The 24236-nt window shown below is 66.9% G+C and carries 26 protein-coding genes and 1 tRNA gene; 13 read left to right on the top strand and 14 right to left on the bottom strand.

The window, feature by feature from the left end:
- Positions 1-12: 12 nt before the first annotated feature.
- From IP65_RS16295 to IP65_RS16280, 4 genes are all read left to right on the top strand, one after another.
- Entirely contained in the window at positions 13-1164 is a 1152-nt protein-coding gene (locus IP65_RS16295; protein WP_022677466.1) for an alpha/beta hydrolase, read from the top strand.
- A 25-nt stretch (positions 1165-1189) separates the two neighbouring features.
- Positions 1190-1597 (top strand): VOC family protein, encoded by a 408-nt coding sequence (locus IP65_RS16290; protein WP_022677467.1) that lies wholly within the window; start codon positions 1190-1192, stop codon positions 1595-1597.
- 203 nt (positions 1598-1800) lie between these two features.
- Complete coding sequence (locus tag IP65_RS16285) at positions 1801-2799, top strand: alpha/beta hydrolase (RefSeq protein ID WP_022677468.1); 999 nt, start codon at positions 1801-1803, stop codon at positions 2797-2799.
- On the top strand, positions 2799-4127 hold the full coding sequence (locus IP65_RS16280) for a glycoside hydrolase family 1 protein (RefSeq protein ID WP_022677469.1): 1329 nt from the start codon (positions 2799-2801) through the stop codon (positions 4125-4127). Before IP65_RS16285 ends, IP65_RS16280 begins: the two co-directional genes overlap by 1 nt.
- Before the next feature lie 36 nt (positions 4128-4163).
- Here the strand turns inward: IP65_RS16280 and IP65_RS16275 are convergent.
- From IP65_RS16275 to IP65_RS16265, 3 genes are all read right to left on the bottom strand, one after another.
- Positions 4164-4239 (bottom strand) — tRNA-Val (locus IP65_RS16275).
- A gap of 52 nt (positions 4240-4291) precedes the next feature.
- Entirely contained in the window at positions 4292-5812 is a 1521-nt protein-coding gene (locus IP65_RS16270) for a DUF4139 domain-containing protein (protein ID WP_082350207.1), read from the bottom strand.
- Positions 5813-5823: 11 nt separating this feature from the next.
- Positions 5824-7326, bottom strand: coding sequence for a DUF4139 domain-containing protein (locus IP65_RS16265; RefSeq protein ID WP_028658181.1), 1503 nt, complete (start codon positions 7324-7326; stop codon positions 5824-5826).
- A gap of 147 nt (positions 7327-7473) precedes the next feature.
- Between IP65_RS16265 and IP65_RS16260 the strand changes: the two genes are divergently transcribed.
- Positions 7474-7863: a winged helix-turn-helix domain-containing protein gene (locus IP65_RS16260; RefSeq protein WP_054132340.1), complete on the top strand. Its 390-nt coding sequence runs from the start codon at positions 7474-7476 to the stop codon at positions 7861-7863.
- 71 nt (positions 7864-7934) lie between these two features.
- Here the strand turns inward: IP65_RS16260 and IP65_RS16255 are convergent, their stop codons facing one another.
- From IP65_RS16255 to dksA, 4 genes are all read right to left on the bottom strand, one after another.
- Complete coding sequence (locus IP65_RS16255) at positions 7935-9680, bottom strand: DEAD/DEAH box helicase (RefSeq protein WP_022677473.1); 1746 nt, start codon at positions 9678-9680, stop codon at positions 7935-7937.
- Between the two features lie 216 nt (positions 9681-9896).
- Entirely contained in the window at positions 9897-11384 is a 1488-nt protein-coding gene (locus IP65_RS16250; protein WP_054132353.1) for an ABC transporter substrate-binding protein, read from the bottom strand.
- A gap of 93 nt (positions 11385-11477) precedes the next feature.
- Complete coding sequence (locus IP65_RS16245; protein WP_022674814.1) at positions 11478-11846, bottom strand: PilZ domain-containing protein; 369 nt, start codon at positions 11844-11846, stop codon at positions 11478-11480.
- A 282-nt stretch (positions 11847-12128) separates the two neighbouring features.
- Entirely contained in the window at positions 12129-12587 is a 459-nt protein-coding gene (dksA, locus tag IP65_RS16240; protein WP_022674815.1) for an RNA polymerase-binding protein DksA, read from the bottom strand.
- Between the two features lie 301 nt (positions 12588-12888).
- Between dksA and IP65_RS16235 the strand changes: the two genes are divergently transcribed.
- Entirely contained in the window at positions 12889-13239 is a 351-nt protein-coding gene (locus tag IP65_RS16235) for a hypothetical protein (protein WP_022674816.1), read from the top strand.
- A 25-nt stretch (positions 13240-13264) separates the two neighbouring features.
- On the opposite strand, the gene IP65_RS16230 is transcribed toward IP65_RS16235, so the two are convergent.
- Genes IP65_RS16230 through IP65_RS16210 form a run of 5 tightly spaced genes read right to left on the bottom strand, consistent with a single transcriptional unit; the run spans position 13265 to position 16552 of the window.
- Positions 13265-14395: a GNAT family N-acetyltransferase gene (locus IP65_RS16230; protein WP_028657458.1), complete on the bottom strand. Its 1131-nt coding sequence runs from the start codon at positions 14393-14395 to the stop codon at positions 13265-13267.
- Between the two features lie 13 nt (positions 14396-14408).
- Positions 14409-15215 (bottom strand): glycerophosphodiester phosphodiesterase family protein, encoded by an 807-nt coding sequence (locus IP65_RS16225; RefSeq protein ID WP_051146223.1) that lies wholly within the window; start codon positions 15213-15215, stop codon positions 14409-14411.
- Positions 15187-15654 carry a RidA family protein gene (locus tag IP65_RS16220; protein WP_022674819.1) on the bottom strand — a complete coding sequence of 156 codons (468 nt, stop codon included), beginning with the start codon at positions 15652-15654 and terminating at the stop codon, positions 15187-15189. The genes IP65_RS16225 and IP65_RS16220 overlap by 29 nt, the downstream gene beginning before the upstream one ends.
- 32 nt (positions 15655-15686) lie before the next feature.
- Positions 15687-16313: a hypothetical protein gene (locus tag IP65_RS16215; RefSeq protein ID WP_022674820.1), complete on the bottom strand. Its 627-nt coding sequence runs from the start codon at positions 16311-16313 to the stop codon at positions 15687-15689.
- Complete coding sequence (locus tag IP65_RS16210; RefSeq protein ID WP_082208961.1) at positions 16310-16552, bottom strand: DUF3572 family protein; 243 nt, start codon at positions 16550-16552, stop codon at positions 16310-16312. Before IP65_RS16210 ends, IP65_RS16215 begins: the two co-directional genes overlap by 4 nt.
- Before the next feature lie 114 nt (positions 16553-16666).
- On the opposite strand from IP65_RS16210, the gene IP65_RS16205 reads away from it, so the two are divergent.
- The 5 genes from IP65_RS16205 to IP65_RS16185 all read left to right on the top strand — a co-directional run bounded on the left by IP65_RS16205 (position 16667) and on the right by IP65_RS16185 (position 21361).
- On the top strand, positions 16667-17029 hold the full coding sequence (locus IP65_RS16205) for a response regulator (RefSeq protein WP_022674822.1): 363 nt from the start codon (positions 16667-16669) through the stop codon (positions 17027-17029).
- Positions 17030-17189: 160 nt separating this feature from the next.
- A complete protein-coding gene (locus tag IP65_RS16200) occupies positions 17190-17429 on the top strand; it encodes an acyl carrier protein (RefSeq protein ID WP_022674823.1) in 240 nt (79 codons plus the stop codon).
- A gap of 8 nt (positions 17430-17437) precedes the next feature.
- A complete protein-coding gene (locus tag IP65_RS16195) occupies positions 17438-18637 on the top strand; it encodes an aminotransferase class I/II-fold pyridoxal phosphate-dependent enzyme (RefSeq protein ID WP_022674824.1) in 1200 nt (399 codons plus the stop codon).
- Complete coding sequence (locus IP65_RS16190; protein WP_022674825.1) at positions 18637-19449, top strand: SGNH/GDSL hydrolase family protein; 813 nt, start codon at positions 18637-18639, stop codon at positions 19447-19449. The genes IP65_RS16195 and IP65_RS16190 overlap by 1 nt, the downstream gene beginning before the upstream one ends.
- A 124-nt stretch (positions 19450-19573) precedes the next feature.
- The gene (locus IP65_RS16185) at positions 19574-21361 is read left to right on the top strand and encodes an amidohydrolase (RefSeq protein WP_054132339.1); all 1788 of its coding nucleotides are present in this window, start codon (positions 19574-19576) and stop codon (positions 21359-21361) included.
- A 53-nt stretch (positions 21362-21414) separates the two neighbouring features.
- Here the strand turns inward: IP65_RS16185 and IP65_RS16180 are convergent, their stop codons facing one another.
- Together IP65_RS16180 and IP65_RS16175 are read right to left on the bottom strand one after the other, a co-directional pair.
- On the bottom strand, positions 21415-21708 hold the full coding sequence (locus tag IP65_RS16180) for an EthD family reductase (RefSeq protein WP_022674827.1): 294 nt from the start codon (positions 21706-21708) through the stop codon (positions 21415-21417).
- A gap of 48 nt (positions 21709-21756) precedes the next feature.
- Complete coding sequence (locus IP65_RS16175; RefSeq protein ID WP_022674828.1) at positions 21757-22335, bottom strand: rhodanese-like domain-containing protein; 579 nt, start codon at positions 22333-22335, stop codon at positions 21757-21759.
- Positions 22336-22456: 121 nt separating this feature from the next.
- Between IP65_RS16175 and IP65_RS16170 the strand changes: the two genes are divergently transcribed.
- On the top strand, positions 22457-23203 hold the full coding sequence (locus IP65_RS16170; RefSeq protein WP_231627752.1) for a quinoprotein dehydrogenase-associated SoxYZ-like carrier: 747 nt from the start codon (positions 22457-22459) through the stop codon (positions 23201-23203).
- The gene (locus tag IP65_RS16165) at positions 23200-24186 is read left to right on the top strand and encodes a quinoprotein relay system zinc metallohydrolase 1 (RefSeq protein ID WP_022674830.1); all 987 of its coding nucleotides are present in this window, start codon (positions 23200-23202) and stop codon (positions 24184-24186) included. Before IP65_RS16170 ends, IP65_RS16165 begins: the two co-directional genes overlap by 4 nt.
- Positions 24187-24236 lie beyond the last annotated feature (50 nt).

The following is a 24236-nucleotide window of genomic DNA, read 5'->3' as shown; positions in this document are numbered from 1 at the left end:
AGGAATTTGCACATGTTCGAGCCGTTTCCCGGAAACTACATCTGGAACCTGGGGATCAACCTGGCGCTGATCGCCGGGGGCAACCATGGCGAACTGGACGAGGTATGCCGCCCGGTGCGCGAGGCCGCCAAGGCCGGCGCCGATGCCGGATCGGCACAACTGTTCGACAGCTGGATCGCGGTGGCAGACCAGGTGACGCGCAATGCGCAAGCCGACGAAGCGGAAGGCTTCCTGCTGTCCGCCGGAACCAAGTATCTGCGGGCATCGGGCTATTACCTGGGGGCAGAGCGACTGCAGAGCCGTGACTATGCCCCGCGCTGGGCGGCCTATGACAAGGGCCTCGAACTCTATCTGAAGGGCGCCCGGCTGCGCGGGCAGCATGTCGAAAAGGTCGAGATTCCCTACGAGGGATCAAGCTATACCGCGCTGTTCTACCACGATGGCTCGGGCACGCCGCGGCCTACGCTGGTGTCGGTCAATGGGCTCGATTCGATGAAGGAACAGGTGGCCATGGCCGGCCACGCCGCGGTAAACCTGGAGCGCGGGATGAACACCCTGTTCGTCGACCAGCCCGGCACCGGCGAGGCGATCCGCAAGCGGGGCCTGCCGGCGGTCTATGACGCGGAGCGCTGGGGCAGCCCGGCGCTGGACTATCTGCTGACACGCAGCGACGTGATCCACGATCGCATCGGCATTTTCGGGCTGTCGTTCGGCGGCTATCACGCCCCGCGCATCGCCGCCAATGATCCGCGCTATGCCCTGTGCGCGGTCATGGGGGCAAACCACGTGTGGGGCCAGCGCCAGCGCGAGCGCGTGGCCAACGAGGGCGAGAACCCGGTGCCCCACTACTGGGACCACGTCATGTGGGTGTTCGGGATCGACGACCGGGATGCCTTCCTGAACTATGCCGACAGCATCACCCTTGACGGGCAGGTGGAAAAGATCCGGGTGCCATTCCTCGTCACCCATGGCGAAAACGACCGCCAGATTCCCGCCTTCAACGCCCAGCGCAGCTATGACCAGGCGGTCAACAGCCCGAAGCGCACGCTGCGGGTGTTCACCAAGGCTGACTTCGAGGTGGAGCACTGCGGCGCGGACAACGGCACGGGGATGCGCGACTACATCGCCGATTGGTGCGCACAGACGTTTGCGGAGATGGGATGATGGCAGCCAGAGCAGCAGCGCGCTGATGGCCGACTTCGCCTTCCACCACGCCGGGGTCTCAGTGCCCGATCTGGATGCCGCGATCGCCTGGTATCAGCGGGTGCTGGGCTTCACCCTCGAAAAGCGCTTCTACATCGAAGCCGCGCGCAGCCACACCGCGATGGTGCGCAAAGGCCCGCTGCGCTTTGAAATCTTCGAGGTGGAAGGCGCGGCACCCCTGCCCGAAGACCGGCGCCACCCACCGCGCGATGTGAAGACCCACGGCAACAAGCACGCGGCGTTCCAGGTGCCAGACCTCGACGCGTTCCTGGCGGAGATGGAGCAGAAAGGCGCCGACATCGCCTTTGTCGTGCGCGAAAGCTTTGGCAAAGGATGTTTCATCCGCGATTGCGCCGGCAACCTGATCGAGTTCGTGGAAGAGCCCGAAGCCTGACGGACGTGCCACAGGCCCGCGCTGGGAAAGCAAACATCGCCAAGCGCAGGCTGCGGGGCAAGGAATATCGGCAATTTTACGCAAGCGACCACGCGCGTCACCACTGTTAATCAGTGATTGAATCGGGTTGACCCTCACTCCATGCGACCCTACTGATCGCCGCTCGATAACGGGCTGCGACCGGCGGCGAATGGAGAGATGACGTGGCAGGCTTCCGCTTCAGCGTATCGCGCTATGGTATCGTACCTCTGCCGGCTGCGCGCCGCGCCGCCATGAAATGGCGTGCGCGTGGCGTGGCGGCCACCTCGGCTTTGCTGGCGGTGGCAGCACTCCTGCCTGCTGGCCCCGCTTTTGCGCAGTCCGGGATTTCCACCGAAGTCGTAGCGGCCCCAGCCCAACCCGACACCGTGCTGCTGCCCACGGCGGAACGCGTCGACCGCGAGGTCTGGCACAAGAGCGACGGCGGCAGGCTGGCGGTGCGCAATGTCACCCGGGCAACGCTGACCCTGTTTCGCCCGGCAGAGCCACGCACGCGCGCGGCCGTCATCATTGCCCCGGGCGGCGCGTTCCTCGGGCTCGAAATGGACAAGGAGGGCTGGCTGATCGCCCGCTGGTTCGCCAGCCACGGAGTCACGGCATTTGTTCTCAAGTACCGGACATTGCCGACGCCGCCAGACCAGAAAGTGTTCGTCGCCGAACTCGACAAGATGATTGCAGGACAGCCCAGCGTTCTCGCACCGCCTGCCGATACGCCACCAGCAGCGCTGGCCGATGGCCTGGCCGCACTGCGCTATGTGCGCGGGCATGCGGCCGAACTCGGCATCGACGCAAAGCGCGTCGGTTTCATGGGCTTTTCGGCAGGCGGCTTCCTCACCCGCAGCGTGATCGAGCACGGCGGCGCCGACAAGCCCGATTTCGCCGCGCCGATCTATCCCAACATGGGGCCGATGCAGGTCCCGGCCGATGCACCACCGATGTTCGTGGCGATCGCCGCCGATGACTTTTTGCTTGCCCGGCAACAGGGCCTGCCGTTGCTGGAAAGCTATCGTGCCGCGGGGCGATCGATCGAGTTCCACCTCTTCTCAAAAGGCGGCCATGGCTTTGCCGCCGCAGCGGCCGGATCGCCGGAAGAGGGCTGGCTGGACCTGATGCTCCGCTGGATGCGCACCCAAGGCCTGCTGGCCACACGAGGAGACAAGTGATGCAAACCGATCGTCGCAGCCTGCTCGCTTCGGCCATGGCACTCGGCGCTGCCGCCGGCACGCCGGTGCTGGTCCGGGCGGCGCAGGGCGCACCGCTCAGCCCGGCTTTCCCATCCGGCTTCCTGTGGGGCGCCTCGACCGCCGCGCACCAGGTGGAAGGCAACAACCTCAATGCCGACCTGTGGGTGATCGAGAATCTGCCCAACACCATGTTCGCCGATCGTTCGGGCGACGCGGCCAACAGTCTGGAGCTGTGGCCGGTGGATCTCGACCTGGTAAAGGGCCTTGGCCTCAACACCTATCGCTTCAGCCTGGAGTGGGCCCGGATCGAGCCTGACAAAGGGCATTTCTCCAATGCCATGCTCGATCACTATAAGGCGATGATCGCCGGGTGCCGCGCACGCGGGATCAAGCCGGTCGTGACCTTCAATCATTTCACCACCCCGCGCTGGTTCGCCGCGCAGGGCGGCTGGGGCAACCCGGAATCGGTCACGCTGTTTGCCCGCTTCTGTGATCGGGCGGTGCGCCATCTTGGCGCCGGCATCGAGCTGGCCTTGACCTTGAACGAGCCCAACCTGGCCGGCTTGCTGGGCGAATTGCTGCCCGCCCAGCTGGTTGCCGGCGACAAGGCCATGCAGGAGGCCGCCGCCCGCCAGTTGGGCGTGGCGCAGTATGCGCCCGGCGTGGCGATCTGGGTGGAAGAGCCGGCCACCTACCGCGCCCACATGATGGAGGCCCATCGCCGCGGCGTGGCCGCCATCAAGAGCGTGCGGCCCGACCTGCCGGTCGGCGTCAGCCTTGCCATCATCGACGACCAGGCGATCGGACGCCATTCGCTGCGCGATCGCATGCGCGAACGCTACTATGGCGAATGGCTGCGCCTGGCCGCCCAGACCTGCGACTTTATCGGGGTGCAGAACTACGAACGCAAAGTCTGGAACGACCGTGGCGTGGTCCCCCCACCGGCCGACGCGCGCAAGAATTTCACCGGCGCCGAGGTCTGGGCGGGATCACTGGCCGGCGCGGTGCGCTATGCCTGGGAAGCAACCAAGCTGCCGGTCTATGTGACCGAGCACGGCGTCAACACCACCGACGATTCTCTGCGCCAATGGCTGATCCCCGCCGCGCTGGCCGAACTCAAGCGCGCTATCGACGATGGCGTCCCGGTCCGCGGTTATATGCACTGGTCGCTGCTCGACAATTTCGAATGGGGTTTCGGCTACGCCCACCGCTTCGGCTTGCACAGCGTCGACCCAGCCACTTTCGCTCGCACCGCCAAGCCGAGCGCTGCCGTGCTAGGCGCCATCGCCCGACGGAACAGCCTGTAATTGCCGATATCTGGGGGACGCTCTGGAGCGTGGTCCTGGTGGGCGGTGACGGGCTCGAACCGCCGACCCTCTCGGTGTAAACGAGATGCTCTACCAACTGAGCTAACCGCCCCCGTGCGGGGAAGCCGGCCTTTGCGGGATTTGGTGGGCAAGGTCAATGGGGTTCACGCGCTGTCGGTCACCCGGAAGGCAAGCCGGGCGATGCCGTGGGCCGGAACGGTGACGCGCCATAGCGGCTGGCCGTTCTTGCGGGTGAGTGGGTGCGATGGGCTAGTCAGGCGCTGACCCTCGCCCAGCGGGATGGCCAGTTCCACGATGACCGGCTGATCGCGGCCGTTGGTGACGGCGGCGATATGATCGTGCGCACGCGCGTCATCGCGCTGGCGCCCATCGGCCTCGGCCAGGTACACGGCGGTGGCTTCGCCCAGTTCGATGTCGATCTCTTCGCCCACGGCCTTGTCGTCGATACGGCCCTCGCCCACAGGCAGCGTCGTGGCGCCGTGCGGTTCGAGGACCACGACGTGGCCCGCCGGCAGGGCCAGGCCCAGCCCCGCCGCCTTGCGATTGTTCAGCCGTAGCGCCTGGCGCAGAGGCTGGTCTTCGTGTTCGTCCAGTTGCAGCGTGCCTTTGTAGAATGGCTGCACCTTGACGGCGCGGCGATCGGCAAAGGCCATCTGCTTTTGCGCGCGCGGGGCGATCATGGTCGGCAATGGCAGGCGATAGAGCTTGAGATCGCCCAGCGCCTCTTGCTGCGCCATGACCGGGGCGCGGCGCTGGGCAGTGACGACGATATACTCCTTCGCTGCTACCGGGGCGGGGGCCATGAACTCCACCATCGGTGGAGGTGGCGGCGGAGGAGGTGGCGGCAGCGCCGTCTCGCATGTAAACAACAGCGATTGGTCATCGCCAAACCGATTTTCCCACCCGCGCGTCTGCTTTTCGGGCTTGCCAGCGACCACCGCTGCGGCGGCCCCGGCAAACGCGGTATCGTCGCTGCTCGCCAGCGTGATCCAGGCGGCCAGATCAAGGTGGCGCCCGTCGCGCGCCATGGTCAGGACATAATCCGCCCGCCAATCGAATCCCCAGGCGAGATAGCTGAGCGTGACCCGGCCATGCATTGCGGCAGGCGCCCTGGTCTGCACCGACAGCGTGGGCTTGGCCACCAGCCCGGCGGGCAGATCGGCATAGCTGATATATTCATCGGGCCAGGCGCAGCGCGCGCTGCGGAAACCATCGCGCGTCTGGATCACGGCAGCGCCATCAGGCCCGGAGCGGATCACAGCCTGCTCTTCCACCACCGCGCCACTGCGGGGATCGGTATGGCGCACAATCACCGGGCGGCCAAAGCTGCGGGCATAGAGATTGCGGGCGCCGATCAGATCAGCGTCGAGGTTCTGTTCGGCCACCCCCGCCGGCAACCCACGGACCAGCGCGGTTTCCGCCAGCATGCCTGCCGCCACCCCTTCAAACCGCACCGTGGCTGGCCCGGCAGGCAGGTCCACATCGCGGGTTTCGGTGACGAGGGCATAGCCGCGCAGCCAGCCGCGATCGAATGCCGCATCGGCGGCGCGCCCCGGTTCGCGGTAGATGGTGACGGCCACGCTGGCCGGCGCCGCGGACGTCACGGCCTGCTGCGCCAGGGCCAGGCCGGGCCACAGGGCCATGGCCGCGTTCAGAGTGCGCATGATCGCGCCGCTCAATAGCGGGTGTCGATCGCGGCGGTCAGCGTTACCGCGCCGCGCGCCGGCACGGTGACATGCCAGACCCGGCTATCAAGCGAGAGCTGGCGGCCAGGCAGGCTCTCGGCCGAAACGCGGGTATCGTGCCAGCCATCGTCCAGGCCATCCTGGATCACGTCAACCTCCACCGGCACCGCGCGGGCATTGGTAACCTTCCACGCCATCTGGGTGCGCCAATACGTGGGGTGCTGTTCGATCGTGTATGTGACCGGCGCCGCATCATTACGGGTGATGCGCCATTGCGCGGTGCGTTCCCACTCGCTCGCGGTGATCTTTTCGCGCTTTTCGACGGTCGGCTGCACCTTCACGTCGAACGCCACGCCGGTTTTCAGCGCCAAATCCGATCCCATCGGCGTATGCGGCAGCGGGCTTTCACCCACGAACTGCGGATTGCCGCGCGCGTCGCGCATATAGACGCGCATCGTGCCAGCCGGCAGGGCATCACCCAGGCCGCCATCCTTGGCCGACGTAAAGGCGAGCACGGTATCGACGCTTTCGCCCTCTTCCGCGCTGTGCTGCCAGCCGTTGCGATATTGATAGACCTTGCGCGCCGGCACCCCGGCCACATTGAGGAAACTCACCTGCTTGGTCTGGGCATTGGCGACGGTGGTGCGCCCGGCCAGCGGATAGACATGGAAATCGCCCAGCGTCTCGCGCCCGTCGGCCCCGCCCGTGCCCATGCGATTGCCCATCGGGCGGCGCGGTGGACGGACATAGCGATCGCCATCGTCAGCCGCGTTGCTACCCGGCTGCCCCGCCACCAGCATGACGCGGGCATTGGGAAAGCCCGTGCCGGTCGTGTTGTTGAGCGTGATCCAGCCCTGGACATCGAGCTTGCCTGCGCTTTCATCGAACAGCGCCACATAATCGGCCTTCCAGCCGAATCCACCCGACAGATAGCGCAAGCCCACCGCGCGCGTGCCGGCGCTGGCCGCATCGAGCGTGACCGACAGCGTCGGGCGGGCGCGCAGGCCGGCAGGCAGGCCAGGGTAGACCACGCGGCCGGGCATATTGCGCAGGATCTCGATCCGGTTGCCGACCTGGACGACGGCGCCATCGTTGTTGGCCAGCACGTGCGCGCGCGTGGCCACTTCCTGGCCATCAGGCGTGGTGCGCACCACGCTCACATCCTGGCCCACCGACTTGTCGAGCAGCTTATCGGGCGTCAGCAGGTCGTAGTCGAAATTCTGTTCCACCACGGCAGCGCCGGGCGCCGAAAGGGTGACGGTTTCGGGCCGGATCTGGGCAGAGACATCGGGAAATTCCTGGCGGCTGATGCCCTTGGGCAGATCGATGCGCCGCACGTCTTCGACCAGGGCCATGTCGGCATAGATCGTCAGCGCCACATCACCCTGCGCGCTTGCGGCCTCGACCCCATTGGCGTCAGCCATCGCTGGCGCGGCGCCAAGCGCTGACGCCAGAGCCACGCCCAGCGTCGAAACCGTCAACCGTGGCCGCATCGCATTCTCTCCCGCATGGTCCGTGATGGCACGATAACCGATTGTTTCGCTTATACCATCGCCGATCGCACCAGCGCGGCGCAAAACGACGGCCATGCCTCTGCCGCCGCGCTTGAGCCAAACGGCATGCGCGCCTAAAACCCCGGCATGGCCGATGCAGCGCATATCAAGATCAAGCTACAGCTCTATTGCGGCGAGGCGATCGCCATGGGGCCGGGCAAGGCCGACCTGCTCGATGCCATCGCGCGCGAAGGCTCGATCTCGGCCGCCGGGCGCGCCATGGGGATGAGCTATCGCCGCGCCTGGCAACTGGTGGATGTGATGAACCGCTGCTGGCACGGGCCGCTGGTGGAAACCTTTCCCGGCAGCGCCCATGGTGGCGGGGCCAAGGTAAGCGACCTGGGGCAGCGCGTGCTGGCGCATTATCGCGCGCTTCAGGCACGGCTGGCCGGCGATGCCACCTGCGCCGATGCGCAGGCGCTTGCCGGCCTACTGCGGGCCGAGCCGCTGGAACGGCAGGACGAGCGCGCGGGTTAAGGAGGTAAACGCCCCCTCCGACGGCCTGCGGCCGCCACCTCCCCCACGGTGTGGGGGAGGATCTTTTGGGTTCAGCCTTCGCGGCGGCGCGGCGGGCCCTTGCGGTGCGTGCGGGGGCCATCGTTGCGCGGGCCATCACCGCGCGGCGGGAAGCCTTCGCGCGGGCGGTTGGGGCCATTGCCCTGGCGGCGGTTGGTGCGGGCCATTTCGCGCGGCGGTTCGCTCGGTTCGATGCGGATGCCGGTTTCATCCTCGGCGCCTTCGCGCGCGGTGCGCTGCAACGCGGCGCGGAAACGATCTTCCATCGCCTTGGGCACCTGGAAGTAGGTTTCGCTCGGGCCGATGCGGATCGCACCGATCTCGTTGCGGGTGATGTGGCCACGGCGGCACAACAGCGGCAGCAGCCAGCGCGGATCGGCGTTCTGGCGGCGGCCGATATCCATGCGGAACCACGACACGTCGTCAAAGCCCGTGCGGTGCGTGGCCTTGCGGCCTTCCTCGGTCGACAGGTCGATGAGGTCTTCGGGCTGCGGCATGGCCGAGCGATAGCTGCGCACCAGCGCCAGCGCGATATCGCGCACTTCCATGCGTTCCATCAGCGTGTCGGCCAGGGCCACGTCATCTTCGAGCACGTCTTCGGCGTCGACCGGGGCCAGCAGCTTTTCGAGCAGGCGCTCGCGGTCACGCTCGCGAATCTGGGCAGCGCCGGGGGCCGGCATCCATTCCGCCTCGATCCGCGCGCGGCGCAGCATTTCTTCCAGGCGGCGGCGGCGCGGATAGGGCACCACCAACACGGCCGTGCCCTTGCGACCGGCGCGGCCGGTGCGGCCCGAACGGTGCTGCAGGGTTTCCGCGTCACGCGGCACTTCCACGTGGACCACCAGGCTGAGCGAGGGAATGTCGATCCCGCGTGCGGCCACGTCGGTGGCCACGCAGATGCGGGCGCGCCCGTCACGCAAGGCCTGGATCGCCTGGTTGCGCTCGTTCTGGCTGTGCTCGCCCGACAGCGCCACGGCGGCGAAGCCGCGCTCGACCAGCGTGGCATGCAGGCGGCGCACATTGTCACGCGTGGCGCAGAACAGCATGGCCGTTTCCGCCTCGTGGAAGCGCAGCAGGTTGATCACCGCGTTCTCGATGTCGTTGGGCGAGACGGCGACAGCCTGGTAGCTGATGTCGCCATGGCCCTGGCGATCGTCGATCGTGGAGATGCGCAGCGCGTCGCGCTGATACTGCTTGGCCAGCACCGCGATCGGACGCGGCATGGTGGCCGAGAACAGCAGCGTGCGGCGCTCTGCCGGGGTGGCGTCGAGCAGTTCTTCCAGGTCTTCGCGGAAGCCCATGTCGAGCATTTCGTCGGCTTCATCGAGGACGACGAAGCGCAGGGCCGAAAGATCGAGCGCGCCGCGTTCGAGATGGTCGCGCAGGCGGCCGGGCGTGCCGACCACGATGTGCGCACCATGGTTGAGCTGGCGGCGTTCCTTGGACGGGTCCATCCCGCCAACGCAGGTGGCGATGCGCAGGCCGGCCTTTTCATAAAGCCAGGCAAGTTCGCGGCTGACCTGAAGGGCCAGTTCACGCGTGGGGGCAATGGCCAGGGCCAGCGGCGCGCCGGCCGGCGGCACGCCATCGCCAAGGAGATCGGAAGCCATGGCCACGCCAAAGGCAACGGTCTTGCCAGAGCCGGTCTGGGCAGAAACCAGAAGGTCGCGGCCGGCCGCTTCCGCTTCGAGCACGGCGGCCTGGACCGGAGTCGGTTCGGCATAGCCACGGGCGGCAAGGGATTCGGCAACGGCAGCAGGGAGAGATGAAAAGGGCATGAAACTCAACGGGTCTGGGCCGGGCCGCAACGTGGGCAGGGACCGGCTGGGGATATTACACGGGTGTTTATAAGGCCAGACGACAGTGCCACGGCCTCACCACGCGAAGCCCGATATACCATCTCTCGGCCCCCGCCCCCTAGCGGGTTGTTCCTTTCGCCGCCATGACCAAATGCGAAAAATCGCCCTGATCGCGGCAATTCTTCGAAAAACTGCCTATTTCGGCACAATGGTCAGCGGTGGCAGCGGGTGCCAACCCCACGGATTGGGGGAAAACCCGGTCACGCGGCTGCGCACCAGCGACCAGCGCAACGGCCGCGCGATCGGGATGAAGCTGTTGGCCGCCGTGACGGCGGTTTCGGCCTGCGCCAGCAGGGCCATGCGCGCCTGCGGATCGCGCTCTGCCCGGGCCTGCGCGGCCAGGGCATCGCCTTGCGGGCTGCACCCTGCCGGGCTGACCGGGCAGGCCACCTGGTTGAGGAACCAGGCAGCGCGGGTATAGCGCGCCACGCTGTCGACCAGGCGCAGATCGGCCGAAGCGCTGGCATCAACCCGTTCCAGTGTCACGCCAATCGTGGCGAAATCGGCCGCCAGGTGCGCCAGGGCCAGCCGCGTGCCCGGACCATCGGGCGCAGCCACGCGCAGGCGCGGCGCGCCCTGCCCAGTTGCCAGCCAGGCCATAACCCGTTGGCGCGCCAGCGCGCGGCGCTGGTCGAGCGTGGTGCCGACCCAGCGCTCACCCACGCTGCCATCGCTATCGGGCACTTCGGGAGAGACCAGCCGCGTCGTGCCGCTCCACCCGCCGATGGCAAAGGCGCCGACCAGGCCATCGCGGTCGATCGCCAGGGCGAGCGCCTCGCGCCGCAGCGGATCGGCCAGGAAGCCCTGCGCGCGCACCACTTGGACGCCGAACAGCCCCATGACCGGATCGAGTTGCACGTTCCCGCGCGAGAGCATGGTGGTGCCGGCAAGCGGCAGCGAATCGATCGTGCCGCCGAATGCCACGTCGACCAGCCCATCGTTGAAGCGCTGGGCGGCCACGGCCATGCTTTCCACTTCCACGCGCAACGGCCGCACGCTGCGTGAAAAGCCGTCCTGCGCCGGCAGCCCGCGGCGCTCGGGCGGGATGGGAGACAGGCGCGCGACCAGGCCTTCGCGGCGCAGGCCGAGCGGGCCAGACCCGATCCGCGCCCGCGGCAGCCCCAGTTCGGGCTGGGCCAGCAGGGTCAGGAGATCAGGCAGCGGGGCGGAAAGATCCACTTCCACCACCCGATCGGTCATCACCCGAATCTCGTCGATCGGGGCAAGATCAAGCCCCAGCGCGGTGCCGGCCAGCGCCTTTTGCGCGCGGCGTAGCGCGGCGGCAACGCTGGGCGCATCGATCGCGGTGCCATCGGGCCAGGTGCCATCGCGCAGGCGAAAGATATAGCTCAACCCGTCATCGGTCACGATCCAGCGTTCGGCAATGGCGGGCACCACGCGGCCTTGCGCGTCAAAGCCCACCAGCCCTTCGACCGTGGCGGCACGCAAGACCTGCGCGGCCGGCGTGGGACGCGGCGCGGCGGTTTGAAAGGCGCTGTCGTCACCCGCCAAGGCCACCGGCAGGGCGCCGCGCCGATCGCCCCCGCAACTGGCCAGCATAAGGGCGACACCGGGCAAAAGCACCGCCGCAGCGCGGCGCAGATGGCAAGACGGGGGAGCCATGCCCACCTGCCTAGCAGATCAGCCGTGGCAGGCCAGCAAAGATGCCGGCGCCGGCGATTTCAGTGTTTCAGCAGCAGCGCCAAGCCGAACGCGTCACAGCTTGCGCAAGCGCTTGCCCTCTGGCTGGGCGAGCGGCGGCCGGACATAGCGCGGCGCGTAATCGTCAGACGGCTGCGTGGCCACTGGCTCGCGTGCCAGCTTGGGATCGATCTGTTCGACAAAGGCAATGCCAAAGCGGGTATCCTGGACCCAGGCCACCACACCTTCGACCCAGCCGATATGGCGCAGGTTGGCCTCAAGCCGCATGCCCCGCACCACGCGCAGCGCGCCTTCGGCCATCATCCCACCGGCCGAAAGATTGCGCACGCGCACGCGATGCTCACCGTCCTGGCCGTCTAGGCGCAGGTCGGCCATCAGGAAAAGGCTGTCACGCCCCAATTGCCGATGGTCGATATCAGTCACCGTCAGGTTCCGTTTCCAACAAGGTGGGCCAAGCGGCATGGGCCCGGCGCTATGTGGCTGCCAGCGAGCAGCTTGCGCCCGCACCTGCCACCTTTCGCACCGGTCCATGTGCAAAGGGATAAACGAAAACGGCAAAGAAATCTTTAAATTTCCCGCTCGCAGCGGCAAAAAGCCCCTTGCCATCGGGGGACAGCGGCCTTGGTGGTATTTACCGCAATGCCGATGGTGCGCCTGTGCGGCCATCATGGGCTGGGCAGGACCACCTTGGCCCTGCCGGCGCCATCACATATCGCGCGAGATCTTTTCGCGACGCTCGTGCGCCTGCTGCGCTTCCACCGTCATCGTCGCGATCGGGCGGGCAATCAGACGCCCCAGGCCGATCGGTTCACCGGTCACTTCGCAGAAACCATATTCGCCTTCGTCAATGCGGCGCATGGCCGAATCGATCTTGGCAATCAGCTTGCGCTGGCGATCGCGGGTGCGCAGTTCGATGCCCCAGTCGGTTTCGCTCGATGCGCGATCGTTGAGATCGGGTTCACGCAGCGGACCATCCTGCAGGGCCGACAGGGTGCCGGCCGAGGCCGACAGGATCGACTTCTTCCACTCGAGCAAAAGGCGCCTAAAATAGTCGAGCTGCTGCTCGCTCATATAGGGTTCGTCGTCATTCGGAACGTAATCACCCGGCATGGCCCGGCGGGCCTTTGCCAACACGTCAATTTCGTCACCCAGAACCCCAGCCATCCGGCCCTCCGTGTTGCGCCTTCCGACCACCAGGGCCAAAACGCGCCGCGATCGGCGCGACCAGCCCCCGGCTTGCCGCGCCTATAGGCAGGCAGGAAAGGGCGCACAAGCACTTCCTCAACGCTATGTCACATTGCAGCTGAACCTTTGTGAAACAGCGGCATCGTACATTTCGCGGATAAAGCGGCGCACGCGCGGGCACGGCCGCAATCATGCTTAACGGTTTGTTGACCTTAATTGGCGAGCCTTGCCCTGCCACCCGATGGGGAAAGGCAGATTCGCACAGGGGGAACCAAGGACCATGCCGCACGCGCCATCACCGATCACGCTGGTGCCATCCGCACCACTTCATGCCAGCCATGCCGCAGCCGACCGCGCCGACAGCCTGATCGCCGCCTGCCTCGCCGCTGCCGCGCAGGGTGACAGCCACGCGTTTTTCGATCTGGGCGTGGCCTTTTCCACCGGCAGCTATGGTGCCGATTGCGATCTGGTCGAAGCGCACAAGTGGTTCAACCTCGCGGCCGTGGCCGGCCACGACGATGCTGCCCGCGCCCGCGCCGATGTGGCCGAGGAAATGAGCGCGCGCGATATCGCCGAAGCCCAGCGCCGCGCCCGCGAATGGATGCGCGCCGCAACCCGCCACGCCGCCTAAATTTCAGGCTGCCTGATCGCGGCGCCTAGCCCTTGCGATAGGGCGTGTGCCCGGCCAGTTCGAACTGGCCCTGCTCTATCCCGGCGCGCTCGCGCACCAGGAATTCGGCCACCGCGGCGCGAAATCCGCGATCGGCGATATAGTGCGCCGACCATGTCTGCACCGGTTCATAGCCGCGTGCCAGCTTGTGCTGCCCCTGCGCCCCGGCTTCCACCCGGCGCAGCCCCATGGCGATGGCGGCATCGATCGCCTGATAATAGCACAGCTCGAAATGCAGGAACGGCTTTTCCACCACGGCGCCCCAATAGCGGCCGTAGAGCGTATCGCGCCCGATGAAATTGAGCGCGCCGGCGACCGGCTCGCCATCCTCCAGCGCCAGCACCAGCAAGACCTTGTCGGCCATGGTCTGCCCGATCAGGTCGAACGCGGCGCGGGTCAGATACGGCCGCCCCCACTTGCGCGCGCCGGTGTCCTGATAGAACACCCAGAACGCGTCCCAGTGGTCGGCCGTGATGGCAGCGCCGGTCAGCGTCACGATCTCCACCCCGGCCTGGGCAGCGGCGCGTTCCTTGCGCAGGTTCTTGCGCTTGGCCGAAGACAGCGCGCCAAGAAAATCGTCGAACGTGGCATAGCCGCGATTTTCCCAGTGGAATTGCAGGTCTGAGCGCAAGAGCCAGCCGGCTTCCTCGAACAGCGGCACCTGTTCGGGTGCAAGGAACGTGGCATGGGCCGATGACAGGCCGTTCTGGTCCACCAGCGCCTCGGCCGCGCGCAACAGGGGGAGCGCCAGATCGGGGCGGCCGGCACACAACAGGCGCGGGCCAGTCGCCGGCGTGAACGGCGCGGCGATCTGCAGCTTGGGATAATAGTCCCCGCCCGCGCGCTGCCAGGCATCGGCCCAGGCGTGATCGAACACATATTCGCCCTGGCTGTGCTGCTTCAGATAGGCTGGCAGCGCCGCCGCCGGGCGGCCATCGGCGTCGTCGATCAGCAGCGGCAGCGGCGTCCATCCGCTGCGCCCGCCGACCGAGCCGGATTCCTCAAGGAGGGAGAGGAATGCGTGTGACATGAAGGGATTGCCATCCCCGATCAGGCGATCCCAATCCGCCGCCGGGATATTGCCCACCGCTCCTTCGACGCGTGCGGTCAGCGTCATGGCGCCGCCCGCCTCACGCCGCTGGCGCCGCCAGCAGAACCGGGCCTTCGGCAATCGGCGCATCGGCATAGGTTGCCGCCCGGCTGGCATCATCGGGGGTGCGCACGGTCCAGGTCAGCACTGGAACGCCCCGGCGCCGGGCGAGGCGCACCACAGGATTGGCAATATCGGCAATGTCATAGGCCAGGAATTGGGGACGCGCGCGCCACAGCGCAAGATGCCTCTTGAGGCGGGCGAGCAAGGTGCGCCGCCCCGCCTCGGTCACTACCAGGCCATGCACCACGTGCGGGGAATAGCGGCGAAACCAGGCGGCAACGCGCGGATCGAAGCTCATTACCGCCACGGGCCCGCGATAGCCTTCAAGCAGGCGGCGCACCGCGAGGCACAGCGGCGCGATGCGCTGCGTGGGCGCGGATTTCACTTCGATCAGGAGGGGCACGCGGCCATCGATGCGGTCGAGCAACTGGCGCAGGCCAAGGATCGTTTCACCGCCCACCACCATGCCGGTTTCATCCAGCAGGGTCATGCCAGCAAGTTCTGCGGCGGTGTGGTCGGCCAGGTTGCCGGCCTGCCCGGTCAAGCGATCGAGCGCGCGGTCGTGGAATACCACGACCTGCCCATCGCGGCTGCGCTGCACGTCGCATTCGATGCCAAAGCCGCGCGCAATGGCGGCCTCGGCCGCGGCGAGCGAGTTTTCCGGCACACCCGGGCCATGCAGCCCGCGATGCGCATAGATGGCCTCGCGCAGCCAGCCGGCGCGGGCCGCTGCCCGCGCCGGCAGGAGAAAGCGATCAATGAGCGCGAACAGCAAAGATAGCATCGATTTCCACCGCAGCGCCCAACGGCAGAACCGGCACGCCCACGGCGCTGCGGGCATGGCGCCCAGCATCGCCGAACACCGCCTGCATCAGTTCCGAAGCGCCGTTGGCCACCTTGGGCTGATCGGTGAAATCACCGGTCGAATTGATGAAGGCGCCGAGCTTGACCACCTGCTCGATGCGGTCGAGCGAGCCCAGGGCAGCCTTGGCCTGAGCCAGCAGCATCAGCGCGCAGGCCTTGGCGGCAGCGGCGCCCTGCTCCAGGCTGACGTCTTCACCCAGGCGGCCGGTCACCAGCGCGCCGTCAATGAACGGCAACTGCCCCGAAACATGCAGCAGCCCGCCCGCCAGCACGGTGGGCACATAGGCCGCCACCGGCGCTGCGGCCTGCGGCAGTTCCAGGCCCAGTTCGGCCAGGCGGGCATCGATCGAAACAGTCATTCTCACTCACTCCAGCAAACGCGAAGAAACGGTCAGGCGGCCTCGTCCAGCCGGGCCATCAGCCAGGGCAGCGCATGGTCCCAGGTATCGATCCGCGCATGGGCGTGGCCAGCCTTATGCGCACAATCGATATGCGGGGCGAGCAAGGGCTCTCCGCACAAGTGCAGGCGGATCACCTCGGGCGTCAATTGCGCGGCGGAATGGTGATGCTGGGGCAGATCGTCGATGAACACCGCGCGGGTGGGGTTGTATTCATCGAGAATGGCCTTGAGCGCCGGCCCTTTCGGCCCCTGGTTGGTAAAGACGCGGGCGTTGATGCCCACGCCTTCGAGTTGCGCGGTGCGGGCGTCGCGATAGCTGTGGCCCAGATTGGTCAGGATCACGAAGTCGGCGCGGTCGGCCAGCGCGCCTACAGCCTCCACCGCGCCGGCGATGGCCGGCTGCGTGTGCATCTGCGTGTTGAAGAACAGGTCGAGCAGGCGCCAGATCTCGCGCGATTCCACCCCGCGCCCGTCATGGACATAGCGCATGGCCTTACCGAAATCATTGCTTTCCATCACGAAATCGATGTCGTGGTTGGCTTTGAGCCAAGCCTGGAACGGCGCCACCATGTGCAGCAGCACTTCATCGCAATCGCTGATCACCAGCGGGCGGCTCATACCAGTTTCTCCCGTGCGGCGGCCAAGGCCTGGGGGCTTATATCGAGCGCGTCGGCCGCGGCAACAAGATCGGGCTCATAGGCCATGAGGAAATCGAGCACCCCGCCCAGCACCCCGGCCTGCGCGGCCGGATCGCCCAGGCCCGCGCGCAGGGTTTCGGGCGTCATCCCGCTCAGGGCCAGGAAGCGTTCGGCGCGCTGCCCATCGGCCAGCACCCAGCCGAGCGCGGCCAGCGCCAGATCCTGCGGATCGGGGACGGGGGACGAGGGTTCGCGGATGATTGTCAGAGCCTTTCGAGGTCAATAGAGCAGCGCAGGCGGCGGCCGTACTGGACCGCGCAATAGAGGTGTTCCGTGGCAAAAAGAATTCTGGTTGTCGAGGACAACGACCTCAACCGCAAGCTGTTCTGCGATCTGCTGGTGGCCAATGGCTTTACCGTCGAGCCGGTAGCCGACGGGCGCGAGGCACTCGACCGTGCACGCCAGTTCGTGCCGGGGCTGGTGATCATGGATATCCAGCTGCCCAACGTTTCGGGGCTGGAACTGATCGAGGCGCTCAAGGCCGATCCGGTGCTGCGCCAGATCCCGATCCTGGCCGTCACCGCCTATGCCGGCAAGGGCGACGAGGAACGCATTCGCGAGGCCGGCGCCGAGGGCTATCTGGCCAAGCCGGTGTCCATCAGCCCGTTCATGCAGGCGGTGATGAAACTGATTTAGATCGCGGCCTGTGTATCATCGTCACCCCGCTTTCCCACGGCCACCGCGCAGGAAATCGGCCTCATCGCCCGTTCAGGCTTGACAGGGCAGGCCACAGGCCGCTTTTCCGCCGCAATGTTCTGGCAGGGGCACCGCCCTGCCCCACGGAGTTAGAGAGACGATGGACCGCCCCGCCACTGCCGCCAAGATTGCCGAGCTGATCGAGCCCTTCAACAAGAAGGGCGTGGCCATCACCGATGCCACCACCTTTGCCGGCGACCTGGAGTGGGACAGCCTGACGGTGATGGATTTCGTCGCCGCGATCGAGGACGAGTTCGACATCATCATCAGCATGAATCAGCAGGCCGAGATCGAAACCTATGGCCAGCTGATCGACGCCGTGACCAAGCTGCAAGGGTAAGCACCCCCATGACCGACCTGTTTTCCAAGTTCGACGGCCTGATCGAACAGCGCCGCGCGCTGCTGTCCACTGGCGTCACCGATCCGTTCAACCTGGTGATGGAAAAGGTGATCTCGCCCACCGTTGCGGTGTGCAACGGGCGCGAGACGATCCTGCTGGGCACTTACAACTACATGGGCATGACGTTCGACCCGGACGTGATCGCTGCCGGCAAGCAGGCGCTCGATGAATTCGGTTCGGGCACCACCGGCAGCCGCGTGCTCAACGGCACCTATGCCGGGCACCGCGCCGTGGAAGACGCGCTCAAGGATTTCTATGGCATGGACCATGCCATGGTGTTCTCCACTGGCTATCAGGCCAACCTGGGCATCATCAGCACGATGGCCGGCAAGGGCGATTACATCGTGCTCGACATCGACAGCCACGCCTCGATCTGGGACGGCTGCAAGATGGGCGATGCCGAGGTCGTGCCGTTCAAGCACAACGATATCGAGGCGATGGAAAAGCGCCTCAAGCGCATTCCCGAAGGCGCGGGCAAGCTCGTCGTGCTCGAAGGCGTCTACTCGATGCTGGGCGATATCGCCCCGCTCAAGGAAATGATCGCCATTGCCAAGGCGCACGGCGCCATGGTGCTGGTGGACGAAGCGCACTCGATGGGCTTCATCGGCCCCAACGGGCGCGGCGTGGCCGAAGACCAGGGGGTGCTCGACCAGGTCGATTTCGTGATCGGCACGTTCTCCAAGTCGGTCGGCACCGTCGGCGGCTTCTGCGTGTCGAACCATCCCAAGTTCGAAATCCTGCGCCTGGTGTGCCGTCCTTACGTGTTCACCGCTTCGCTGCCCCCCAGCGTGGTGCACACCGCCAGCACTTCGATCCGCAAGCTGATGCATGCCGCCGACAAGCGCGCCCATCTGTGGGAAAATTCCAAGACCCTGCACGCTGGCCTGACCCAGCGCGGCTTCAAGCTGGGCACGGCAACGCCGCAAAGCGCGATCATCTCGGTGATCATGCCCGATCTGGAGCGGGGCGCGATGATGTGGGAAGCGCTGCTGCACGAAGGGCTCTATGTGAACCTGGCGCGCCCGCCGGCAACGCCAGCGGGGATGACCTTGCTGCGCTGCTCGCTCTGCGCCGCGCACAGCGCCGAGCAGGTGCAGACGATCATCGGCATGTTCGAACGCGCCGGCAAGGCGGTGGGCATCATCTGATGCGCCGGGCAATTGCCAATCTGGCTGGGGCGGGCGCTGGCGCGCTGGCCCTGGCGCTGATGCTGTCGGCGTCGCCGGCATTGGCGGCGCAGGCCGGGCAGCCGGCCGTGCCCGCCCCGGCGCCCAGCGTCACCGTCGCCGTGGCGCCGATCGGCCCGACCGCGATGGTGACCGAGCCCTGCACGCCCAGCCGGGTCGGTGGCTATGACTGGGGCAACCTCTGCCGCTATCAAAAGGCCGATCGCCAGGTGCCGCAACCGCTGCGCGCGGTGTTCATCGGCGATTCGATCACCGAATGGTGGCTGACCACCGCCCCGGCCATGTTTGCCGGCGGCATCGTCGATCGTGGCATTGCCGGGCAGACCAGCCCGCAGATCCTGCTGCGGTTCTATCAGGACGTCGTGCGCCTGCGCCCACGCGTGGTGCACATTATGTGCGGCACCAACGACGTGGCCGGCAACACCGGGCCGACCAGCCCGGATGAATATGCTGCCAACGTGCTGGCGATGGTCGATCTGGCCAAGGCCAATGGCATTGCCGTGGTGCTGGGCAGCGTGCTGCCCGCCGGCGGTTTCAACTGGCGCAGCGAGATGAAGCCAGCCGCACAGATTGCCGCGCTCAATGCCTGGCTCAAAGACCTCGCCCGTGCCCGCGGCCTGGCCTATGCCGACTACTACAGCGCGATGGCCACGCCCGAAGGGGCGATGAAGCCCGGCTTGTCGAGCGATGGCGTCCATCCCAATGCCGCCGGCTATGCCGTGATGGAGCCGATCGCCCGCGCCGCCTTGGCCGAGGCAGAAAAGCCGCGCTGACACACCTACCGTTCCGGCAGACCTGCATGGACGAAAATTGGACACTTGTCCTACCCCCGCCCTATCTGCTTAGATCACAGATAGGGCGGCACAGGGGGTGCCGCGCGATGTGCGAGGTGCCCGCATGCATTCCCTTCGCCTGATTTCGCTATTGGCCGGTTCGGCCTTGGCGGCCAGCGCCGCCCAAGCCGCGCCAGCGCCGGTGGCCGATACCGTGCTGCTGCACGGCCAGATCCACACCATCGACGCGCAGGGCAGTGTTGCCCAGGCGATCGCGATCAAGGATGGGCGCATCGTCTATCTGGGCAGCGACGCCGGGGCCAAGGCGATGGCCGGCCCGGCCACCCAGACCATCGACCTCAAGGGTGGCGTGGTCATGCCTGGCCTGATCGATGCACACATGCACCCGCTGGAAGGCGGCGCCGGGCTGCTCGCCTGCGACCTGCAGTACAAGCGACTGACCGTGCCGGAATTCCAGGCGGCGCTTTCCGCCTGCGCGGCCAAGGATGGTGACGCGGCCAGCGATGGCAAGTGGCTGATCGCGGTGCACTGGTTCCAGCAGGAAATGCAGCCGCTGGGCGTGGACATGACCAAGGCGATGCTCGATGCGCTGCCCACGCGGCGGCCCGTGGCGGTGTTCTCCTCGTTCGGGCATTCTGCCCTGGTCAACAGCAAGGCGCTGGCCCTCGCCGGTATCGATGCCAAGACGCCCGATCCGGTTGGCGGTGCGATCCACCACGATGACAAGGGCGCGCCCACCGGCCTGCTGGAAGACGCCGCGCAAGACCTCGTGCGCAAGCTGGTGCCCACGCCAACGCCGGCCGACGATGTGGTCGCCGCGCGCGCTGCCCTTGCCGCGATGGCAGCGCAGGGCGTGACCACGTTCCTCGATGCCGATGCGCCGCGCGAATCAATCCATGCCTTTTCCGTACTGTCCAAGGCCGGGGAATTGACCGCGCGCGGCCATTTCGCGCCACACATCGCGCCCGAGGAAGGCCCGTCTCCCGAACCGGCCCTGGCGCGCATCGTCGAATGGCGGCGCGCCTATGACCAGGGCGCGGCGCAGGTGCAGCCCACGATCATGGTGCGCACGATCAAGCTCTACATGGATGGGGTGATCACCGCCCCGGCCTTTACCGGGGTGATGCTGCAACCCTATCTGGAAAACCACGGCACGCCGGAAAAGCCCGATTGGCAGCCCGGCATGAACAAGGGGCCGGCGCCCTATTTCCCGCCTGCCGTGCTGGCGCCACTGCTGGAGCGCATCACCGCACTGGGCTTTGACCCGCACATGCACGCCGATGGCGATGGCGCGGTGCGCATCGCGCTCGACGCCGTGGCGGCCCTGCGCAAGAGCCAGCCGACGCGCGACGTGCGCCCGGCGATCGCCCATGACGAGATCGTCGATCCCACTGATTTCCCGCGCTACAAGGCACTGGGCGTCACCCCGGTGCTATCGTTGCAATGGGGCAAGAAGGCCGCTGATACCGTGGCCGGCGCCAAGGATTACCTCGGCCCCAAGCGCTATGCCTTCATGGAGCCTTCGGGCCTGCTGGCCAAGGCCGGCGCGCGCATCACCTTTGGCAGCGACTGGCCGGTCGATCCGCTGAACGAATGGTTTGCCCTGAAAGTGGGGGTAACCCGGCGCAACGATCCCTCGGCGGGGCCGGAATACAGCCAGCCGCTATCGGGCGGACCGCCGCTGTCGGTGATGCAGGCAGTGCGCGCGGCCACGATCAACGCGGCCTGGTCGCTACGCGCCGAGCATCAGGTGGGCAGCTTGGAACGCGGCAAGTTTGCCGATCTGATCTGGATCGATCGCGATATCTTTGCCGGCAACCCCGATGCCATTGCGCAAACCCGGGTGCTGCTGACCATGGTGGGCGGCAAAGTGGTCTATCGCGCCCCCTGACAACCTCGAACGGGCAACGCGGGGGCGTGAACCGCCCCCGCGTTGCCCCTCGTTCAATCTGCCGCGCGGTAGATCACCGGGGCGATGTCGGTGAAATTGGCCACATCGCCCAGCACTTGCGGCGTATCCGGGCTGGCCAGCGCGGCATCGATCGCCGCCTGGCTGGAAAAGCGCAGCAGGACCGACGCTTTCCACGGCTGGTCGCCCGCCGGAAATAGCACTTCGGCGCCGGTAAAGCCGTGCGGGGTCCACAGCCGCTCTACCAGCGGGATATGCGTGGCGGTATAGTAGGCGGCATCGAACCGCGCGCCTTCTTGCGCGGGATAGCTGACGATCAACGTGGCCATGGCATTTCTCCTGTCGGTGGTTCTGATTGTGGTTCTGGTTTCAACGCATCACTTGTCGGGCACCGGCACGGGGGTTGCCGGCACCAGGTTGCCGCCGGCATCGTGCCATCCCTCGATCCCTTCGGCCAGCCAGCGCACGCCCGCAACGCCGCCCAGCGCCAGGCGCCGCGCGGCGTTCCAGCTCATCCAGCAATCAGCGCGGCAGAACAGCACGATCGGCGCAGCCGGATGCTGCTGACGGAATTGCACCACGCGTGCGGCCATGGCCTGCCATAATACCGGATCGGGCGGCGCGCGGCCGGTTTCGGGATACCACAGGGCGCCGGGGATCGTGTCATGCGGGGTGGCCAGCGTCCAGGCGCCGCTGGCGCCATCGCGATGCGCGCCTTCGGCTGGCAAGACATCGATGAACAGCGCCGCGCCTGGCGCCAGGCGGCGCGCCTGCGTCAGGGAAATCGCCGTGGCCGGCGCGGGATCGCGATCGACCGGCGCCCGAAACGCCGCGTTGCGATAGCCCTGGACATCGAACGGCGCAGCCTGTTGCGCCCAGGCTGGCGAAAGGACCGGCGCGGCCGTCATGGCCAGCACCATCCCTGCCCACGGGATGCGACGCAGTGCTGCGATCATTCTCTCCCATCCCTTGCCCAAGCTGGCCGTCGATCTTGGCCTATGGTGCAATTGTAGAATGCTGTCCGATCAAGGCAAATGGTGCCTTGGTATGAAGCGCCCTGCCCTCCTCGTGCCTATCATGGCTTTGCTGGCAAGCGCTGCGCCGGTTGCCGCCGCCCCTGCGCCTGGATTAGTGGCCGATCCGCTCGCCTCGCCAATGTGGGCCAACCATGCTGCCTGGCTGCTGGGCAAGGCGCCGGTGCGGTTTGATCCGGCGGTAATCGTCACCATGCCCGATGTGACGGAAAACCAGCATGTTTTCCCCGTTACCGTCGATGCTCGCGCGCTGGGCAAGGTGCAGCGCATCGTCGTGCTGATGGATCTGAACCCCTTGCCCGTGGCGATCGACTACCAGCCCCAGGGCGCGCTTCCCTATGTCAGCCTGCGCATCAAGCTGGACCAGCGCACGCCGGTGCGGGCGCTGGTGCTGACCGCCGATGGCGTGTGGCACGTGGGCGGGCGCTGGATCGATGCGGCGGGCGGTGGCTGCTCGGCCCCGCCGGTCAGCCGGGTCAAAGGCGATTGGGCGCAGCATCTGGGCGAAATGCGCGGGAAGCTGTGGCACGAGGCCGCCGATACCCGCCTGCGCGTGAGCGTGCGCCATCCGATGGATACCGGCTATGTCGACAATATCGCCGCCTACAATATCGAAACGATGCAGGTCAGCGGCGCCGATGGCGCGGCGCTGGGCACGATGACGATCAACGGCTCGGTAGCGGAAGACCCGGCATTCACCCTGCTCTTGCCGCCCACGCAGGCCGGCCCGGTCAGCATCCATATGGCCGACAGCAACGGTCGCACGTTTGACGGCAGGCTGGCACCATGACGCTATCGCGCCGCGCGGCCCTGGGCCTGCTTGCCGCCGCACCAGCTGCATTGCCAGCGCGCATGGCCCAAGCGGAAACCTTTGCCGGTCGCTATGCCTATGATCCCCAGCCGATCGGGCCGGGGATCTGGCTGGTGCGCGGCGCGGACGAGGCCATCGTGTTCGGCAATGGCGGCGCCATCGCCAATGCGGTGATCATGGCCTGCCCGCAAGGCGGGGCCGTGCTGTTCGATTGCGGCCCGTCGCTGCGCTATGCCCAAGGGCTGGCGGCGGTGGCGGAAAAGCTGTGCCACGGCCCGGTGCGGCGTGTGTTCCTCAGCCATCTGCACCCCGATCATGCCCTGGGCACGGCGGCGTTCGATCCGGCGATCGTGGCCGCGCTGCCCGCCACCCGCACCGAATTGGAGCGGGACGGCAATGGCTTTGCCGATGCGATGTACCGCATCCTGGCCGACTGGATGCGCGGCACTGCCGTGGCCCTGCCCGGTGCGACGGTCATTCCCGGGCCAATCGAGATTGCGGGCCGGCAGCTTCAGGCCATGGCGCTCAAGGGGCATTCCGATGGCGACCTAGTGCTGGTGGACGAGGCGAGCGGCACGATCCTGGCCGGTGATCTGGTGTTTTACGATCGCGCCCCGGCCACGCCCGATGCCAACCTCGCGGCCTGGCGCGAGAGCCTGGCGACGCTGGCCGCCCTGCCCCATCACCAAGTCGTGCCCGGCCATGGCCCGCTCGATCCCAGCGGGACGGCGGCCATCGCCCAGACCCGCGACTGGCTCGATTGGCTGGAGCAGGCGCTGAACCAGGCGGTCGCGCAAGGCCTCGACATGACCGAGGCGGGATCGCTGCCAATTCCCGACCGCTTCGCCGCGGTGAAGCTGGCGCGCTATGAACTGCAGCGATCGGTGGCGCACTTCTATGCCGGCATCGAGGCGCAGCGCTTGCCGCGCATCGACGCCGGCAGTGGCAACGGAAACGGCTGACAAGCGACGTTTTTGCAGGAATAGTGCGGCCCTGACCAAATTCGGTGGGG

Source organism: Novosphingobium sp. AAP1 (assembly GCF_001295765.1).
Classification (GTDB): Bacteria; Pseudomonadota; Alphaproteobacteria; order Sphingomonadales; family Sphingomonadaceae; genus Novosphingobium; species Novosphingobium capsulatum.
Note: the sequence above shows the minus strand (reverse complement) of the source record. Positions and strands in the feature narration are given on the sequence as shown.